The organism is Dyadobacter chenwenxiniae, from assembly GCF_022869785.1.
In the GTDB taxonomy this organism is placed as follows: Bacteria; Bacteroidota; Bacteroidia; order Cytophagales; family Spirosomataceae; genus Dyadobacter; species Dyadobacter chenwenxiniae.
This window is the reverse complement of sequence record NZ_CP094997.1, coordinates 678,373-695,774: the sequence shown is the minus strand read 5'-3', so window position 1 is coordinate 695,774 and position 17,402 is coordinate 678,373. Positions and strand designations below refer to the sequence as shown.

Genomic DNA, 17,402 nt, shown 5'->3' with positions numbered 1-17,402 from the left:
CTCGCAGAAAGCTTTTCAGGCTTAATTTGCTAATTCGTAATGAAAACGTGAATAGCTGTTGTGCGCAACAGGATCAGTATGATAAATGCCCACAATGGCTCGGACGATATGGTCGATCTCGTCAAATGTGTTGACCTTGCTAAATGAAAAACGGATATTTTCTTTATCCTTTTGACAAGGAAGCGCGGTGATGACATGCGAGCTGCCCTGGCTGGAACAAGCACTGCCGCCAGAAACGGCAATTCCCAGATTATCAAGGCTTTTAACCAAACTTCCCGCAGCCAGACAAGGGAAGGAAACATTGAGAATGTTTACCAGGCTGTTTTCAAGCGAATGGCTTTCCCCATTGTAACAAATGCCGTGCACGCCGCTGATCGCCAGCTTTGAAACCATATATTGTTTCAACTTACAAATTTTGTTGTGGTTAGCTTCAAGGTCGCGGTAAGCCACTTCAAGCGCCTTCGCCAGTCCTACAATGCCCGTAACATTTTCTGTTCCGCCCCGCTGCCCTTTTTCCTGGCCGCCGCCAAAGATCTGCGCCTTGATGCGGTGTTTTTTATTGATATAAATAAAACCAGCCCCTTTTGGTCCGTGAAACTTGTGCGCGGAACCCACCAGAAAATCGATAGTCGTCTGGCTCAGATCGAACCATTGCTTTCCGATTGTCTGGGTGGTGTCCGTGAAAAAAATAGAATCATAACGTTGAGCAAGTTTATTGATCGCATGGATATCTGTCAGATTTCCAATTTCATTATTGCCGTGCATCAGACAAATCAATGTCTGGGGATTGGCTCTTAAAAGGTTTTCGAGATGATACAGGTCAACATTGCCGCGCTCGTCCAGCTTCACAAAGCTGGTTTCGATGTCGCCCGCTTTTTCGCGCTGGAGAATCGTTTGCAAAACGGCTTTATGTTCAATTTTGCTCGTCACAACATGGTTAATGTCATAGGTCTCAATGGCACCTGAGATCGCGAGATTGATGGCCTCGGTTGCGCCGGAAGTAAAATAGATTTCTTCCGCAGATGCATTTAAGACTTTTGCAACCGTCTTTCGGGCATCATCCACAGCATCTTTCACCTTCCTGCCAGCCCAGTGGGTCGAGGAAGGATTGCCAAAGGTTGCGGTAAAAAATGGGAGGATAGCTTCAATCACTTCCGGATCCAGTGCAGTTGTGGCGGCATTGTCGCAATAAATTTCCATGTTGATCTAAGTGTTAAATTTCAATATTCAGTTTGTCAATTTCCAAATGCCGCAACTTTCCTGAGTAGTCCACACCGATTCGGCCAAACGCGAAACCGCCATAGACATTCCCGGACAAGCTTTTGGCTTTCCTTAACTCGATTTTACTCTGTTTACTCCGGTGGTTGGATTCTCAGATTTATCATTAGAATTAGGTTGGGGCACCTTAAAAAGTCATAGGTTGCCAGAAGATCATAGAGCCTAACCTCTCCCTTCCTTCTTTATAAATCTACTAATTCGATAGACAAAGATTGAATAAAGATTTTAAGAATGCAAGCGGAAGGAAAAAATTTGTTTTGAGCGACCGCAGATTCAATGATATCGACCTAAGAATCAATGCTTGGAACCTTCGGCTTATTGAGCGGCTCTAAGTGTGAATGTTATTGCTAGCTTGCAGTTACAATTCATGACACACTAGCATTGGCAACTTTAACAGAACTTAAAACACTAGCACTGATCAGGCTTAAAGAAGCGCAAGCTTTATACAATAATGGCTATTATGAAGGCGCTTATTACGTGGGTGGTTATGCGGTTGAATTAGGTTTAAAAGCTGCCATTTGCAAAAATCTCAATGTAAATATCTTTGATAGGAAGGAGGTTTCTGGTAGTTGTTTGAAAGCTTTTCTGACCCATGATCTTTCCGATTTGACCGTTCTGGCAGGTCTAAAACCTGAGTTGAACATTTTAATTAAAGAAATTAATTCCTTCAACATAACCTGGTCTATCGTTTCTGATTGGAATGAACAAAGACGTTATCAATCTGGTTGTCCAGGACAGAAGGCCAAAATTTTCTTGGATTCTGTAAACATTGTAATGATATGGATAAAGCAACATTGGTGAAAAGGTTGAAAGAAGCTTTTGTTGAAAAGAGGAACGCAGGATTGCTTGTAGACGCGATCGGTCTTGTGCCCGCATATCACGGTGCCGTTGATGATTGCTACACACTGGGTGTAAGTGCGCCATCATTAAAAGACATACATGTTTACGCCAAAATGGGCGCAATCATCGATATTCTTTTCGAATGTCTGACATCGGAAGAAAGAGCGTTTATCGACCGTGTACGCGTTTTCAACAATGTTGAAGAGCTTGAATCTGCCAAAGAAAATGAATTTGAAGAATATCCATACGAGGGTTATGACTCCTATGCCAGAGCGCCCAAAGCTGAGTTATATGAGGTTGCTTAAACACTTGGTTTCCAAAAAGATCTAACAGACGAACTATACACTTATGCATAAAAAAGGCCCTGACAGGCCTTTTTTACTTTGTATCGGGATAGCCTTTTTGTAAGAGCATCGACATTTCGTTTACTGTGATGATGTAGGTGCTTTCTTTGGCCAGGTTCGTAAATTCGTTTGGGTCTTTCTCGTGATCATATAATTCAACGCCGGCTTTTCCTCCGTCCCATTCCGTGTAGCGGAAGCGTTCGGTGCGGACGCTACGGCCGAAGATTTGGTTGCGCCGCACTTGGGTATATGCAGCTTTGTCCCAAATTGCATCGGGGTTTTTGAGCAATGTTGTCAGGCTCTTACCGCCTAGCTTTTGTGTAGGCGTCAATCCGCAGAGCTCTGCTAATGTAGGGTAAATGTCGAGGAGTTCGACGGTTCTGCCAGAAGCTTTTCCCTTCGTTCCGCCTGGAACCGACACGATGAGCGGAACACGTGCCGAATTTTCAAACAGACTCTGCTTCATCCATTGACCGTGCTGGCCAACATTATAACCATGGTCGCTCCACAAAACAATGAGCGTTTTATCCGTCAATTTCAAACGGTCGAGCTCGTCTAGTACACGTCCCACCTGCGCGTCCATGAACGTTATTGTCGCATAATAAGCCCTTAATGCTTCTTTTCTTTCCGCAACGGACAAACCCCAGTGGGATGGTTTGGTGGAAATCGCAGCTTCGGGAATGTCATCCTGGTCATTTTCGATTTCTTTGGGAAGCGGGATGGTGGCCAGCGGATATTGGTCGAAATATTTCTTTGGCGCTACGTAAGGCGAGTGCGGACGATAAAATCCAACGGCCAGAAAAAACGGCTCATTTTTCTTTTCCTTTAACAACTTGATGGCTTCGCTCGCCACCATGCCATCGGTTTGCTCCTCGTCCGTCCCTTCGCTGGCATGCCAGGCTAATGCGCTTCCCAGGCCGCGGTCGGGGGTCAGATTCTTGACCAGCGGTTCTTCTGTTTTATCGCGTCCTTTCGGGTTTATTTTATTGTCCCAGGAAATAGGGTCATCGAGTCCGTCAGTTCCAATCTGGCCGGGAACTCCGTAATGGTAGATTTTGCCGACGCGGGCGCTGTAATAATTGTTGTTTTTAAACAACTGCGGCAACGTTACCACATCCGGCAAAATCTTGCGGAAGTGGGTTTGCAACTCGTAAATCTTTGTAACATCCGGTCTTTGACCAGTCAAAAGGGATGAGCGGCTTGGGCTGCACAACGGAAATTGCGTGTAAGCCCTGTCAAATTTGACGCCCCGCCTGGCCAGGCGATCGATATTTGGTGTTTTTACATATTTGTTACCATAACAACCCAGATCCGTATTGAGGTCGTCGACTGCGATGAAAAGCACATTCAACTTCTTTGCATTGCCTTCTTTCTCATCCAAAGCGAAACTTTTTTGAACATTAAACCCGGAAAATGAGCAAACCAGCAATGCGGAAAATACGTATCGTTTTATCATTGGTTATGGAATTTATTCTTTGCCCTCTTTTACTGTCGGGGCGTCTTTCTTGTTGATAGCAGGCAATGATTTTGCCAGTTTAATTTTTTCAGCTGAATATTTTTGAACCTTAGCCAGATTCTTGAATTCCTGAGGATCATTTTCGTGGTCGTACAATTCCTCAGAACCATCATTGTAACGTATATAACGCCACTTTTCAGAGCGAACAGCATGGTTACCAAAGCCATGAGTTGTAACCGAAGGGTGCTCCCAGGTGGCCGAAGGATTTTTCAAAAGCGGCACAATGCTGTTCCCTTCCAGCTCTTTTCTGGCGGGCAAATTACACAATTCTGCCAGAGTTGGGTAAATATCCAACAGATTCACGGTCCTTTCCGACACCGAATTTACCTTCGAAAGTCCGGGCGCATACACGATAAGCGGAACGCGCGACGCCTCTTCCCATAAAGCAAACTTGCGCCAATGTTCCTTTTCACCCAAATGCCAGCCATGATCACCGAAGAAAACGATGATCGTATTTTTGGCATATTCACTATTTTCCAAAGCATCCAGCAACCGCCCGATTTGAGTGTCGGCAAATGTAATACTGGCCAGGTAACCCTGCACCGCCTTTTCCCATTGTTTGTTATTGACAATAAACTGATGATCGCCCTTTGGTTTGGCGATTTTTACACCTGCATCAGGCACGTCTGAGAGGTCATTCGCAACAACTTTCGGGAGCTTGATGGACGATAGCGGATACAGATCATAATATTTCTGGGGCACATACCAGGGCAAATGCGGGCGGGTCAATCCGATCGCCAGGAAAAAAGGATTATCGTGTTTTTGGCTAAAATATTCAATGCCTTGATTAACCACTTTGAAGTCGCCCATATCCTCATCATTCGCGTCCACGGGACTCCAATCGAAATGTGCGAAACCATTCACGGGCGCTTTCGGCGGCTCGGGTGATTTAGGCACATCAAAATAGACCGGCCACGACGCGTCATCATTGAACGCATTATGAAAAATCTTTCCGGCGCCTTTCACATCATAGCCATTAGCTGTGAAATACTGGGGCAATGTAACGGCATCTTTCAACACCGGCCGCCAGGGCTGGTTGTTATGATAAACACCCGAAGTCGACGGACGAACGCCTGTTAACAGGCTCGCTCTCGAAGGGTTACAAGCCGGGGCAGCGCAATAGGCTTTTTTGAAAACCACACCTTTTTTTGCGAGTTTATCAATATTGGGCGTCTTTATCCCCTCATAACCACCAAACGGCCCCACCCAATCATTCATATCGTCGACAGCAACGAAGAGAACATTGTATTTAGGTTTCGTTTGGGCAAAAGCGTCACCCAGCAGCGCCGAAACAAGAGCAATGCCGGACAATATGTATTTAATTTTCATATAATAAATGTTTTCGTGCATGGAGGAGGCCCCTCCGGGGCCCAATTGATAATATTCCTTTCGGTTGCTAGAAACAGCAGGCTCCGCCGGAGCCACCGCACGCCAGAAAATGCCGCCGAGCGGTTTCCTGTTTCTGGCTCGGTCAATGCACCCCAGCGGGGTTTCCCGTTTCTAAATAGCGGCAGATTAGATTAGTTTTCTACTCCACTCTCGATTTAAATTATTTGCCGGAAACAGTTTCTTTTTTCGCCTTGTCATAATCATAAAACCATTTGAATGTTTTATCATATTCCTCGGCTCCCACCCGCTTATACCATTCTTCATATTTAGCAACTAGCTTTTTAGCAATCTCCGGTTGTTTATCAAACAGGTCATTCAGCTCCGTGCGATCCTTTTCTACATCATACAGCTGCCACTTTTCCGTTTTCTCAGCCACAAGCTTCCATTTCCCGTCGCGGATAGCCCGGTTGCCTTCATGCTCCCAGAATATCGGGTTTCTCCGGTTGATCGACTTTCCGGCAAACGCAGGTTTCAGGCTCGTTCCTTCCAGCGGCTGAATCGTTTGTCCCGCGAAAGTGGTCGGATATTTGGCACCGCCCAGGTCCACAAGTGTAGCCATGATATCGATAATGTGCGCAGGTTGTTTTTCAAATTTGCCATTTCTCGAAGCGGGAATGCCATTGGGCCAGGAAATGATGCCTGGAGACGAAATTCCGCCTTCATGCGTATGATGCTTATAGGCCCAGAAAGGCGTGCAAGCCGCTTCCGCCCAACCCTGGCCCAGAAAAACAGTTGACTGCGCATTGCCTGGCTTGTCGCCTTCATATCTTCCTTCCATGCCCGGCTCGGCATTTCCACCGTTGTCGGAAACAAAAAGTATCACTGTGTCATCAAAAACGCCCCTCTTTTTCAGGCCTTCAACGAGGTCGCCGATGCTTTTGTCCAAACGATAAATTACAGCAGCATAAATCGCCATCATGTCATCATATCGTTTCTTTTCCTGCTCGCTCAGGCTTTCCCATTTCGGGATATTCGGGTTCGCAGGCGGCAACTTCCACGAAGGATCAATCAACCCAAGTTTCAACTGCTTCGCATAGCGTTGCTCTCTGAGTTTTTCCCAGCCCTGGAGATATTTTCCCCTGAACTTTGCAATGTCCTCTTCCGGTGCCTGCAATGGAAAATGCGGTGCGTTGTGCGCCAGATAAAGCATAAACGGTTTCTTTTCAGCAGCGGCTTCATCAATAAAACGTAAGCCAAAATCTGTCCACAGATCCGTTGAATACCAATTTTCAGGAAGCTTGTCAGAGTCGTTTGCCAACTCTTCGCCGTTCAGAAAAATCTTTGCGTTTTTCCCACTTCCATAATAAAAACCACCCGCAGGTGCATTCAATGACCTATCGAATCCGCGCTTCCAGGGAACGGTTCCCGCAGCCTGCCCCACATGCCACTTACCTGTCATTGCCGTAAAGTAACCTGCCGTTTTCATCACTTCCGCAATGGTTACGCTGGTCTCATTCAAATGTCCGCGGTAGGCCGGATGGTCTGCGCCTTTGTCATCCATCATGTGGCCAATGCCGGCTTGATGACTATAAACGCCGGTCAGCAGCGCCGCACGCGTCGGGCAGCAACGGGCTGTGTTATAAAAACTAGTTAGCCTTAAACCATTCTGAGCCAGTTTGTCCAGATTAGGTGTTGGAATTTCGCTGCCATAGCAACCCAGATCAGCATAACCCAGGTCATCCGCCAGGATCACGATGACGTTCGGTTTTTCCTGGGCGAACGAAGCGGATGTTGCCAGCATTGCGGCGGCAAGAAATAAGGACTTTGTTTGTTTTAAATTCATATGTGAATCTTATTGATGGTTCAGGAAGCTCCGCCGGAGCCTTTACTTTTGATTGATTTTTTTTGTTAGAAACAGATTGCCGCTCTGCGGCTGGTATTGCTTCTTTCACCGCGGAGCAGTGCCCTGTTTCTAGCTGGATATTTTCAAATCTCGCTGACTCCAGAGGAGTCGCCTAAACCCCAGTGATTTTATGTGATCGTAACCTTTTTCAATCTGTCCTTAAACGCCGATTGCGTCCTTAACTACCCCAGTGAGCAATTCCTGCGCATATGTTGTAAAAAACAACCCTGAACAAAACAGGGTGAGATAAAATGTAGTTGTCCATCATTTAAATAAGGGATTACCTTAATTTCAGGGCGCAACAATCCTCCCGCATATCGATATACGCGGAAGGAAATTGACTGCCTAAAGCCGATGGTTAATTTACAGCCGCGAACCTTTCAATTTTTTGTTTTTCGTCTTGAAGGCGCTTGGGATCCGGTTTCAGATAACCGAATTGTTGTAAATCTTTCTGCGCATTTTCAGCAACCCACAACAAAAACTTCTTGGCCTCGGGATTTGAGTTATGCTTGTCGATCGAAAGGTGAATGTATTCAACCGGCACATTTTTGATTTTTTCATTTTCAACGCTGGCCAGTACCTGATCCAGGTTCTCGAGCGATTTTTCTTCCTTGGAAACCCTGCCGTTTCCGTCCAGGTCAACCGGTATAAGCGCTATTCCTTCCGTTGGTTTGCGGGTTTTCAAATCAAAGGCAAGTCCTGGGATTGTGTACGTTACCCCTGTTTCATCCTTCAAAAGTGCTTTAATCAGATGCTCATCTGCACCTGCAATGGTTTTGCCTTTGATATCCTTTTGCTCATAACCGAAATATTTCGCGAATGTGATCGGCGCACCGGCTTTTTGCAAGCGGGTGTAAATCGTGTAAGGAGTATCAAGTGTTTTGTCCTTTTCCGCGTAAATATCGTGGAAGAATATTTGCTTATAAGTTTTCTCATTCAATCCTTTCTCCGCATATTCTTTCGCAAATGCGGACTTTGCATTGGCGATCGGAAGCAGCGCATAACGGGCGACGGAAATGTATTCGCGCGTCTCCCTCACTTCCTTTTCCTGTTCGTAAGCTTCAATGAGCAGGTCGTATTTTTGCGGGTCCGTTACCGTCCTGGTTTCAATGCGAATCTGCGCCTGCGGATTAGCAGCTTTATATTCTCCGATCCATTTCTCCACCAAAGGATAAGCGAACCGCACGCCGGTGATGACAACTTCATTGGGATTTGCAGTCTGCGAAAAACCTGACTGACTGATTGCCAGGGACAAGCCGGTGGCTACAAGTAATGATTTAATACTTCTCATGATAATATAAGAGTGATGATGGGCCACGCATGGACGCATGGTTTTTAGAAGAAATACTGGTTTGCTTAATGTTTTAGTCGCAACAACAGCATGTTTCGAAGTGCGGAAAATCGTTGGAATCGACCACCATGGACGGAGTTATTTTATTCGAAGAATTTGAATTCATCGCTATTATAGGTTAATAATGTTTCTGCTATCCCTCTTGCTGGTGGTTAACAAGAAAGAATCCTACTAATTTGATAGACAAAGTAAAGTTAAAGAACACGCAATACCAAAAATTTTTTATTCTTTGTTAAATTGGCGGGAAAAATGAAAGCAACTTTTGCTATTCCATCTTCTTCGTTAAGGCATTCAGCTCCGCCTCGGTAGGCGTTGTGGATGGGATTCCCTCTTTGGGGATCTGGGCTTTGGCGGCCCAGGCAATGGCATTCAGGACTACTTTTCTGAAATTATCGTTGCCCCAATTCTTATGCATGTGACCACCTGAAAAACCGAAACCCCGGCCTCCATCTGGCCGGACAAGTGCCCAGGCAACGGGCTGCAACTCCTTTTTGGTAAGCACGGCTTCCCGAACAGCCGGATTGTTTGAATGCGTCCCATCCTTCCCTTTCAAAGTCGATTCCGGCGGCAGCGCTTGCAAAATGGGCGTGATATTCTTCATTCCATCCGCAAATCGCATGTGATAATACCATTCGTCTTGAATCGAAAACGGCTTAACACCATTGGCGATCGGGTGATCCGGAAAGCTTGAAAAAGCGGCTTCCCAAACCGGGTTAACAGACCAATTGATCTCAAAATAACCTCCGATCCAGTCCTTAAGATAATTCCCGACCTTCCCTGCAGGAACTTCCAGCGAAAAATGCAGCATAACCAACCCGACTCCCTTCTTCGTTAATCTATCCATCTCTGTCAAATGCGGCATTAACAAATGGTCACCGCCGCCATCTGCATAAATCACAATGGCATCGGCATCATTCAAAACGGAGCTGTCTTTTGGCCAGCCATTCTGAACAAGAACAGCATCAACGCCAGGAAGTCCCTCCTTAATCGCTTTGACGAGCAATGTGCTCCCGCCCTGATGCTCGTGCTCTCCTTTGCCATGGCTATCTTGCCCGGCTATAAACACAATTTTTTGAGCAAAGCTGTATCCGCTCAAAAAAACAAGTAACAATGTGATTCTCAGTATCCGCTTCATCCTTATATATCTTCGGTTATGAATGAAACTGGTAAAAAATCACGCCATATGCTTAGTCCTTGACAAACCTGACTGCCTTTACTAGTTTCTGATCGGCATCTTCGAGCTGCAAAATGTAGGTTCCGCGCTGTAACCCTGCGACATTAATGGAATTCGGACTTGATTCAGAAACCTGCTCTGTTTGTATCAAATGGCCATCTGCATTGAATATAGCAACTTTTCCTACCCCCTGCTGCTTGTCAGCGGTTTCAAAATGCAACACATCATGAACCGGATTCGGAGATACGACGAGATCAGATTTTTGCAGCGTTGCGCATGTATTTCGCAAAATGCGCGAATACTGCACTTTACCATCCAGATCCTTTTCCGCAATGCGGTAATATGCGCCTTTTACATTCGAAATGTTGTCGGTGTAAGTATAATGCTTCAAATCGATGCTGTTACCTACCGCGGCGACCGAACCGATCGCTGACCAGTTGATTGCGTCGCTACTTTTCTGAATTTCAAAAACATCGGCGCTAACTTCCTGCGATGTTATCCACACAAGCTGTGGCTGCTCACCCAGACATTGAATTTTGGCAGATTCAAATGTAACCGGCAGCGGATCGGAGGATTTTGTGATAACATTGTTTTTGGTAACCAGCCATTTTTCGGGGTCGAATGTTACCATGTTGGGTTCGAAGCCAAGGTTTTCGAAAAATGTTTGTCCGCTGGTTGTATTGTTGAGAACTACCAGTTTCTGCTGCCCTGTCGTCGTATTTTGGAACAGCAACGGAAGAGGCAATTGGAAAAAGCCTACCGAAGGGTGCGAAGTCATTTGGCTGATCTTGATCTGCACATTGTTATTATCAGGAAACCATTGGATTTGATAAGAAGGATAGCCCTGACCGGTAAACCACTGATCGAAAAAGTAGGTCAGATCCTTTCCGCTAACGGCCTCCAAATGACTTTTAAGATTATCGGTTGTCGCGAAGCCATATGCGAGCGCGGGATCTTGCAGATAATTTTTCACGGCGGCGAAAAATACCGCATCGCTGAGTATCCAACGAAGCATAAACAGCAGGTGCGAACCTTTGAAGTAGCTCAGACGCTGGCTGAAAATACGGTTTGGACTACTCACATCATCGACCTTTACGGACCCGCCCGGATCGGCAGTGATGGCGTTGATTTGCGCATTGCGGTAAACCGTGGCATTGGCAGGAAATTTATTTTCAATATAAATATTGGCCATGTGCGTTGCAAAACCCTCATTCAGCCAGATATCCTCCCAATTGCCGCAGGTTATTTTATCTCCAAACCATTGATGGGCAAGCTCATGTGCAATAAGATTTTCCCCCATATTGACCATAAATGAGCACGTTTGATGCTCCATTCCGCCGCCAAATGCAAATTGGACGTGCCCATATTTTTCCTTTTTGAATGGATAATCGCCTAGTAAGTCGCTGAATTGCACCATTGCATTCATGGCATTTTGCGCACCAGCAGCGAATGTAGCCTCATTTTCGGGATAGCAGTAAGTCTGCACGGGAATGGCCGTCCCACCAATATCGACGCTATTATTCAACACATTATAATTGGAAACGGCAAAACAGACAAGATAGCTGGCAATGGGATAGCGGTGTCTCCAATGCGTGACCATTTTGGACCCGGACACAGGCGTCTCCGACTTCAAAAGACCATTGGAAGCCGCCTTGTAAATGGAAGGATGTTTCAGATAAACGTCGATCGAATCGGCTTTGTCATCCAGCCCATTCTTGCACGGCCACCAGTCTTTCGCACCGAAGGGCTCACTCAATGTCCACATGGCGGGAACCATATCGGGACCATGTGTGGCTGTAGCAAACGGACCAAAAGTGGTGGTCGGAATACCACCGTAAGTAATGCTGACCGAATCTTTGGAGCCGCTTATAATGGGTGACGCGAAGGAAATAGTAACAGCACCATTACTGTGTGTGAATGATAGCGGGACATTATTCCGGGTTACTGCACTGATCGTGTGCTCGTTGGCAAGGTCCAATGTAATAGAATTTCCTGCATCAGTCATTACAAAATGCGTGGTGACATTCCCTTTAATGTAACGAACCGCCGGATCCACTTCCCATTCGCAACGATAGTATATAACGTCGAAATTTTGCGAGGCGCTAGTCCGTGCATGGGCGCCAGTGGCTTCCAGCCTGCGCTGAAAGCCCTTTTGCTCCATGACTGATATATTCTCTGTCTCCTTTTGACATTCTGCCTGCTGCTGCGCCTCAGCTAACGAACTGAAAATCAGTAAATATAATAGCAAAAATTTTCTCATAATTAGCGGGTTTGACGGTTCCGTGTTCTTAACAACCGGACATTGATCTTACGCGCTAATATGAGAAAAGGGTGGTGATGGAGTACAAACCGTTTATCCTGTGACCGTATGGATTTTTAAACGGCTAAAAAGCATTCGCAATCCTGGATAGATCATTAAGACGCAGCTGTCGCGTCTTCCAGTTTGATGAGATAACTTCCGTCATCGCCTTTTGTGGGCAGCGACATTTCGAGTCCTTCCCCTTTATTTACCCTCAGATAATTCTCGACGGCCAGAATTGCCTCATTTTCGGATGAGGCATTGGTTACGGATAGCGTTGTTCCCGCTTTTACTGATCCCGAAGGATCTCTATTTTCGATATTTGGCATAATGTTTCAATTTTTAACACCGTTTTGTAAATTCCCGTACCAGCAATTTATTTTATAACAAAACAGCCCACCGATGGGCGGGCTGTTCATATTTCAAAACTTGACTATGTCCGGCTATTAATTCCGGGGAGTTGCTGGTCTTGAAGTGCTGCTTCCTGGAACTGTCGATGATGATGACGGCGTTGTAGCACTTCCCGGCACTGTTGATGATGGGACAGTAGTACTCTGCGGAACAGTCGAAGGTTGTGTCGTATTATTCGGAATGCTTGAAGCCGGCACATTGCTGTTAGGCACTGTGTTGGATGATGGCTGCGTTGTGCTTCCTGGTACAGTTGTCGATGGCTGCGTAGTTGAACTTGGTACAGTGCTCGATGGCTGTGTAGTCCTGTCAGGCACAGTGCCCGGCGGGATTGACGATGGCGTTGTCGTTGAGCTCGGTGTTGTAGTCGACGGCTGGGTTGTTGTTGTTGAACCGGGCCGCGTTGTAGATCCTGGCTGGGTTGCTCCCGGCAATGTGGATGGCTGGTTCGAGCTTCCAGGAACTGTTTTTGGCTGTGTTGAACTACCGGACGTGGATGACGGTTGCGTTGTGCTGGACGGCGTGCTACTTGACGGCGTACTGCTTGACGGCGTTGTTGTCTGCGCGAACACGGCGGTCGATCCTAATAATGCAATAGCTAGTATGTTTAACTTTATCGCTTTCATGACATTTGGTTTTTGGTGATGAATCGTTAATGTTTATAATATTATTAAGATTAGGCAAAAAGAATCGTACCAACAGCGCATATCGACAGATTAGTTATGTCAAACACACTGAAAATCAGGCTGCAATTGCTCCGGAGCGACTGTATTTTTTGCGATAATCCTGGGGAGTCAGTCCTGTAATCCGTTTGAAAACGCCCCGGAAAGTCTTCATATCATTATATCCCGAATCGTACATAACATGGGCAATATCCTGCGAGCTGCTTTCAAGAGCCTTTTTTGCAGACTCAATTTTAACGCGCTGAATGTATTCTAATGGTGTATTCTGCGTAGCTGATTTAAATCGCCTGATAAAATTTCGCTTGCTCATGTGCGTCTGATCAGCCACCTGATCAATGGAAATTTGCATGTGATAATTTTGCTCAATGTAGGTTTGCGCTTTGAGTATCACCTCATCTTCATGCCTGCGTTGCCCCTTAAATACCGCAAAGTGTGCCTGACTTACCCGATCCATATCAATGGAAAACATTTTGCTAACCGGAATACAAACCGCACGGCCACAGAATTTCTCGATCAGATACAGGATTAAGTTGAGTGAGGAAAATGCCCCTCCGCTTGTGTAAACGCCTTCATGATCGGTCAGCACCATGTCGGAGAGCACCTGGGCATCGGGATATCTTTTTCTCATATCATCAATAGCCATCCAATGGGATGTGCATGTTTTGCCAGATAACAGCCCGGCCTCGGCCAGAAAATAACTACCCACGCACAAGCTGGCCACCTCCACACCTTTTCCGCTCATTTCTTTTATCCACATAATGGCTGCCCGATTTTTAGCCAATAAGTTTTCTACATCACCGAGAAAGGCTGTAACGACGATCAGGTCTGCGTCGATCACTTCTTCAAAAGTTTTCAGCGCAACAAGCTGGGTATGGCCTTCCAGGCGAATATTATCTGATCTTTCACCGACCAGTTCAACCTCAAATGCGGATTGTTTACCCGCGGCGGCAAGGATGTGATTTGTGCCTGCAAACAGATCCAGAACACAGGAAATAGATGACAATACGGCGTCTTCGTGAACAACAAGTGCAATTTTTTTCATGATAAGGTAAGTTTGAGTTGGCTAAGGAATTTGAACGATCTGTCTCAAACACCCCCTAAATCCGGCGTTTTTGCACAGCTTGCTTTACAAAATTATTAGGGAAGTTTGTAAACATCAATAACAGAAACATGGACAAACAACATGAAATGATGGCCGCAATTCCAGCTGAAAGCACTGAGCACCATCGCATTGTATCGCAACAGGAATGGATCGAGGAGCGCAAGGTGCTGCTAAAAAAAGAGAAGGAGCTCACCCGCCTCAATGATGAGCTGGCCCGTCAACGCCGCAAGCTGCCTTGGGTGAAGGTTGACAAATCCTATTCATTCCAGAGCGAGCAGGGTAATGAAACGCTTTCGGATCTTTTTGGCGGGAAAAGCCAGCTTATCATTTATCATTTCATGTTTGCCCCAGGCTGGAAAGAAGGCTGCCCAGGTTGCTCTTTCCTGGCCGACCATATCGATGGCGCCAATCTGCACCTCGCGCACCACGACATTTCCGTAGTAGTTGTTTCCCGTGCTCCGTTACAGGAATTGTCACCCTTTAAAAGCCGTATGGAATGGAAGTTCAAATGGGTATCGTCCTTCGACAGCGATTTCAATTATGACTATTTTGTTTCCTTTACCCCGGAACAAGTCGAAAGCGGCGAAATTTATTACAACTACCAAAACCTCAAACACGATGAAGGAACCGAATCGCCGGGAAGCAGCGTGTTTTATAAAGATGAAATGGGGAACATTTATCACACCTATTCCAGCTATTCACGCGGCTGCGACGCGCTCATTGGTGCATATAATTACCTGGACCTGACGCCAAAAGGCAGAAATGAAGATAGCACGATGGACTGGATGCGTCATCATGATAAATACGACGATTTCAAAAAAGACAATAATTCCTGTTGTCACTAATATATAGGAAGGGGTTGAGATCCAAATAAATGCATCCGGTTTGGGCCAGGAAGTAAAACGGCGTTACGCGCTTCTTTTCATTCATGTCCATTTTTCTTAAAAGGGACATTCTTCCTAAACCGTCACTTTCGCAGGATTTCAACCCCTATATGATTGAATTTCTACAAATTGCGCTGCGCCTTTTCCGAAAAAACCTAAGCCTGGTGCTGGCAATCACAGCATTCGCCGCACTGGTGGCTTACCATACGAAAGAGAAGGACCGCACCTGGGCCATTTATAAAGCCGATGCAGAAAGCACCAGCTACGCCTCACTCAGCCAGATCAACGCCACGAACGTGCGCGAGTTGCAATCTGCCTGGACCTTCACATTCAGCGACATGAAGCCCGGATCACGGGCAGGAAACAGCGAATGCAATCCTATCATTATAGATGGTGTGATGTACGCCACTTCCGCAAAACATCTGGTTTACGCAGTGGATGCAGGAACCGGCAGGCAAATCTGGACATTCGATCCATTTGAAGGGGCCGAAGGCGGCGGGGTAAGCCGCGGCGTTACTTATTGGGAAAAAGATGAGGACAAACGCATACTGGTGACCGGTGGCGATGTGCTGTTCGCATTGAATGCACAGACGGGCCAACCCATTCCAACATTTGGGAAAGAGGGAAAAGTCAGTATGAATGTAGGGCTTCGTGACGACCCGGAAACCATTTCTGTGATCCCGACCAGCCCGGGAATTGTGTATCAGGACCTGCTCATTATGGGCGCCGAAGTTTCTGAACTTTATGGCGCACAACCGGGATACATCCGCGCCTACAGCTGCGTGACCGGCAAACTGGAATGGACATTCCACACCATCCCGCTACCCGGCGAGCCTGGCTACGAAACATGGCCAAAGAATGCCTACAAATATGCAGGCGGCGTAAATGACTGGGCTGGGATGAGCCTGGACATTAAAAGAGGAATCGTTTTCCTCGCACTGGGTTCTCCCAGCTACGACTTTTACGGGGCAGACAGGAAAGGGAGTAATTTATACGGAAACAGCGTGGTGGCGCTTCACGCCGCTACCGGGAAGTATATCTGGCACTATCAGCTTGTCCATCATGACCTTTGGGATTACGATCTGCCCGCTCCGCCCAATCTGGTCACCGTCCAGCGTGACGGAAAGGTTGTGGACGCGGTCGCCCAGGTCACCAAGCATGGATTTGTTTTTGTTTTCAATCGGGAAACGGGCGAACCGCTTTTCCCGATTGAGGAAAGGAAAGTGCCCGTATCCAGCATTCCCGGCGAGGATTCCTGGCCCACGCAGCCATTTCCGCTAAAACCCAAGCCCTTTGCCAGGCAATGGATGACCGAAGCAGACCTCACACATTACACCGACGCAGGTCGTGATTCCATTCTTAAAAAGTTTCGCTCAATGCGTTACGAAGGGCTTTTCACGCCGCCAGACCTGAAAGGCACATTGATGCTGCCGGGCACGCGGGGCGGTGCGGAATGGGGCGGTGCTGCTTATGACCCCTCTACTTCGGTGCTTTTTATCAAATCCAACGACTCACCAGAAATCCAGTCCATGAAAAAGGTGGATGCGGAAAAAGAGGCGAAGGACCTGACTGTTTTTGAACAGGGTAAAACGATTTACACAACCTATTGCATGGCTTGTCACGGAAAGGACAAGAATGGAGATGAACCCAATTACCCTTCGCTGATTGGCCTCAAAAACCGCATGACGCGGGAAGCGGCTTTGGACAAAATCAAAAAGGGCGGAGGAAAAATGCCTGCTTTTGCCAGCGTGGTCAAAGGCAAGGAAAAAGGGATCCTGGCATTCCTGTATGAACGTGAGCAAAATTCTGGCAAGGTTACCAAAATGGAAACCGGCCAAACCAGAGCTGGCGCAGATAAATATCTGAACCTGACAGCTTACGGCCATTTTCGCGATCCGGATGGGCATCCTGCCCTGCGCCCGCCATGGGGAACATTGAGTGCGATCAACCTCACAACCGGAGAATATGTGTGGCAGATCCCGCTTGGAAACAATGAACGGCTGCAAGCAAAAGATGCACCCGAAACAGGCCAGGAAGGCTCCGCCGGGCCCATCGTAACAGCTGGCGGGCTCATTTTTATCAGCGGAACAAACGATAAGAAGCTTCGCGCGATCGATAAAAGGACAGGGAAAATCCTTTGGGAAACCCTCCTACCCGGAGTCGCCAATGCAACTGCCTGCACATATATGCATGCGGGTAAGCAATATGTTGCACTGTCGGTGGGTGGAAGTAAGGAAAATCCCTCCGGATCCATTATGGCATTTAAGTTACCTTAAAGCTCCTTTCAGCAG

14 protein-coding genes and 1 riboswitch are annotated in these 17,402 nt (G+C 46.8%); of the genes, 5 read left to right on the top strand and 9 right to left on the bottom strand.

Going from position 1 to position 17,402, the window contains the following annotated elements:
• Positions 1-21: 21 nt before the first annotated feature.
• Entirely contained in the window at positions 22-1,200 is a 1,179-nt protein-coding gene (locus MUK70_RS02865) for a cysteine desulfurase family protein (RefSeq protein WP_234655466.1), read from the bottom strand.
• Positions 1,201-1,375: 175 nt separating this feature from the next.
• Positions 1,376-1,469: riboswitch (SAM riboswitch) on the bottom strand.
• Positions 1,470-1,659: 190 nt separating this feature from the next.
• Here MUK70_RS02865 and MUK70_RS02860 point away from each other — a divergent pair.
• Together MUK70_RS02860 and MUK70_RS02855 are read left to right on the top strand one after the other, a co-directional pair.
• Entirely contained in the window at positions 1,660-2,079 is a 420-nt protein-coding gene (locus tag MUK70_RS02860) for a HEPN domain-containing protein (RefSeq protein WP_234655467.1), read from the top strand.
• Positions 2,058-2,423, top strand: coding sequence for a hypothetical protein (locus MUK70_RS02855; protein WP_234655468.1), 366 nt, complete (start codon positions 2,058-2,060; stop codon positions 2,421-2,423). Before MUK70_RS02860 ends, MUK70_RS02855 begins: the two co-directional genes overlap by 22 nt.
• Before the next feature lie 73 nt (positions 2,424-2,496).
• Here MUK70_RS02855 and MUK70_RS02850 read toward each other — a convergent pair whose 3' ends face one another.
• The 7 genes from MUK70_RS02850 to MUK70_RS02820 all read right to left on the bottom strand — a co-directional run bounded on the left by MUK70_RS02850 (position 2,497) and on the right by MUK70_RS02820 (position 12,363).
• Positions 2,497-3,918 carry a sulfatase gene (locus MUK70_RS02850; RefSeq protein ID WP_234655469.1) on the bottom strand — a complete coding sequence of 474 codons (1,422 nt, stop codon included), beginning with the start codon at positions 3,916-3,918 and terminating at the stop codon, positions 2,497-2,499.
• A gap of 12 nt (positions 3,919-3,930) precedes the next feature.
• Entirely contained in the window at positions 3,931-5,307 is a 1,377-nt protein-coding gene (locus MUK70_RS02845) for a sulfatase (RefSeq protein ID WP_234655470.1), read from the bottom strand.
• A gap of 220 nt (positions 5,308-5,527) precedes the next feature.
• Positions 5,528-7,150, bottom strand: coding sequence for an arylsulfatase (locus tag MUK70_RS02840; RefSeq protein ID WP_234655471.1), 1,623 nt, complete (start codon positions 7,148-7,150; stop codon positions 5,528-5,530).
• A gap of 418 nt (positions 7,151-7,568) precedes the next feature.
• Entirely contained in the window at positions 7,569-8,501 is a 933-nt protein-coding gene (locus MUK70_RS02835; RefSeq protein ID WP_234655472.1) for a hypothetical protein, read from the bottom strand.
• Positions 8,502-8,826: 325 nt separating this feature from the next.
• On the bottom strand, positions 8,827-9,696 hold the full coding sequence (locus MUK70_RS02830) for a ThuA domain-containing protein (protein WP_234655473.1): 870 nt from the start codon (positions 9,694-9,696) through the stop codon (positions 8,827-8,829).
• A gap of 52 nt (positions 9,697-9,748) precedes the next feature.
• The gene (locus MUK70_RS02825) at positions 9,749-11,995 is read right to left on the bottom strand and encodes a M1 family metallopeptidase (protein ID WP_234655474.1); all 2,247 of its coding nucleotides are present in this window, start codon (positions 11,993-11,995) and stop codon (positions 9,749-9,751) included.
• A 155-nt stretch (positions 11,996-12,150) separates the two neighbouring features.
• Positions 12,151-12,363, bottom strand: coding sequence for a hypothetical protein (locus tag MUK70_RS02820; protein ID WP_234602314.1), 213 nt, complete (start codon positions 12,361-12,363; stop codon positions 12,151-12,153).
• A 145-nt stretch (positions 12,364-12,508) separates the two neighbouring features.
• Between MUK70_RS02820 and MUK70_RS02815 the strand changes: the two genes are divergently transcribed.
• Complete coding sequence (locus MUK70_RS02815) at positions 12,509-13,087, top strand: hypothetical protein (protein WP_234655475.1); 579 nt, start codon at positions 12,509-12,511, stop codon at positions 13,085-13,087.
• A 96-nt stretch (positions 13,088-13,183) separates the two neighbouring features.
• Here MUK70_RS02815 and MUK70_RS02810 read toward each other — a convergent pair whose 3' ends face one another.
• Positions 13,184-14,167, bottom strand: a complete 984-nt coding sequence (locus MUK70_RS02810; protein WP_234655476.1) for a GlxA family transcriptional regulator — start codon at positions 14,165-14,167, stop codon at positions 13,184-13,186.
• A 128-nt stretch (positions 14,168-14,295) separates the two neighbouring features.
• On the opposite strand from MUK70_RS02810, the gene MUK70_RS02805 reads away from it, so the two are divergent.
• Complete coding sequence (locus tag MUK70_RS02805) at positions 14,296-15,072, top strand: DUF899 domain-containing protein (protein ID WP_234655477.1); 777 nt, start codon at positions 14,296-14,298, stop codon at positions 15,070-15,072.
• Between the two features lie 83 nt (positions 15,073-15,155).
• Positions 15,156-17,387, top strand: coding sequence for an outer membrane protein assembly factor BamB family protein (locus tag MUK70_RS02800; RefSeq protein ID WP_234655478.1), 2,232 nt, complete (start codon positions 15,156-15,158; stop codon positions 17,385-17,387).
• Positions 17,388-17,402: the final 15 nt, after the last annotated feature.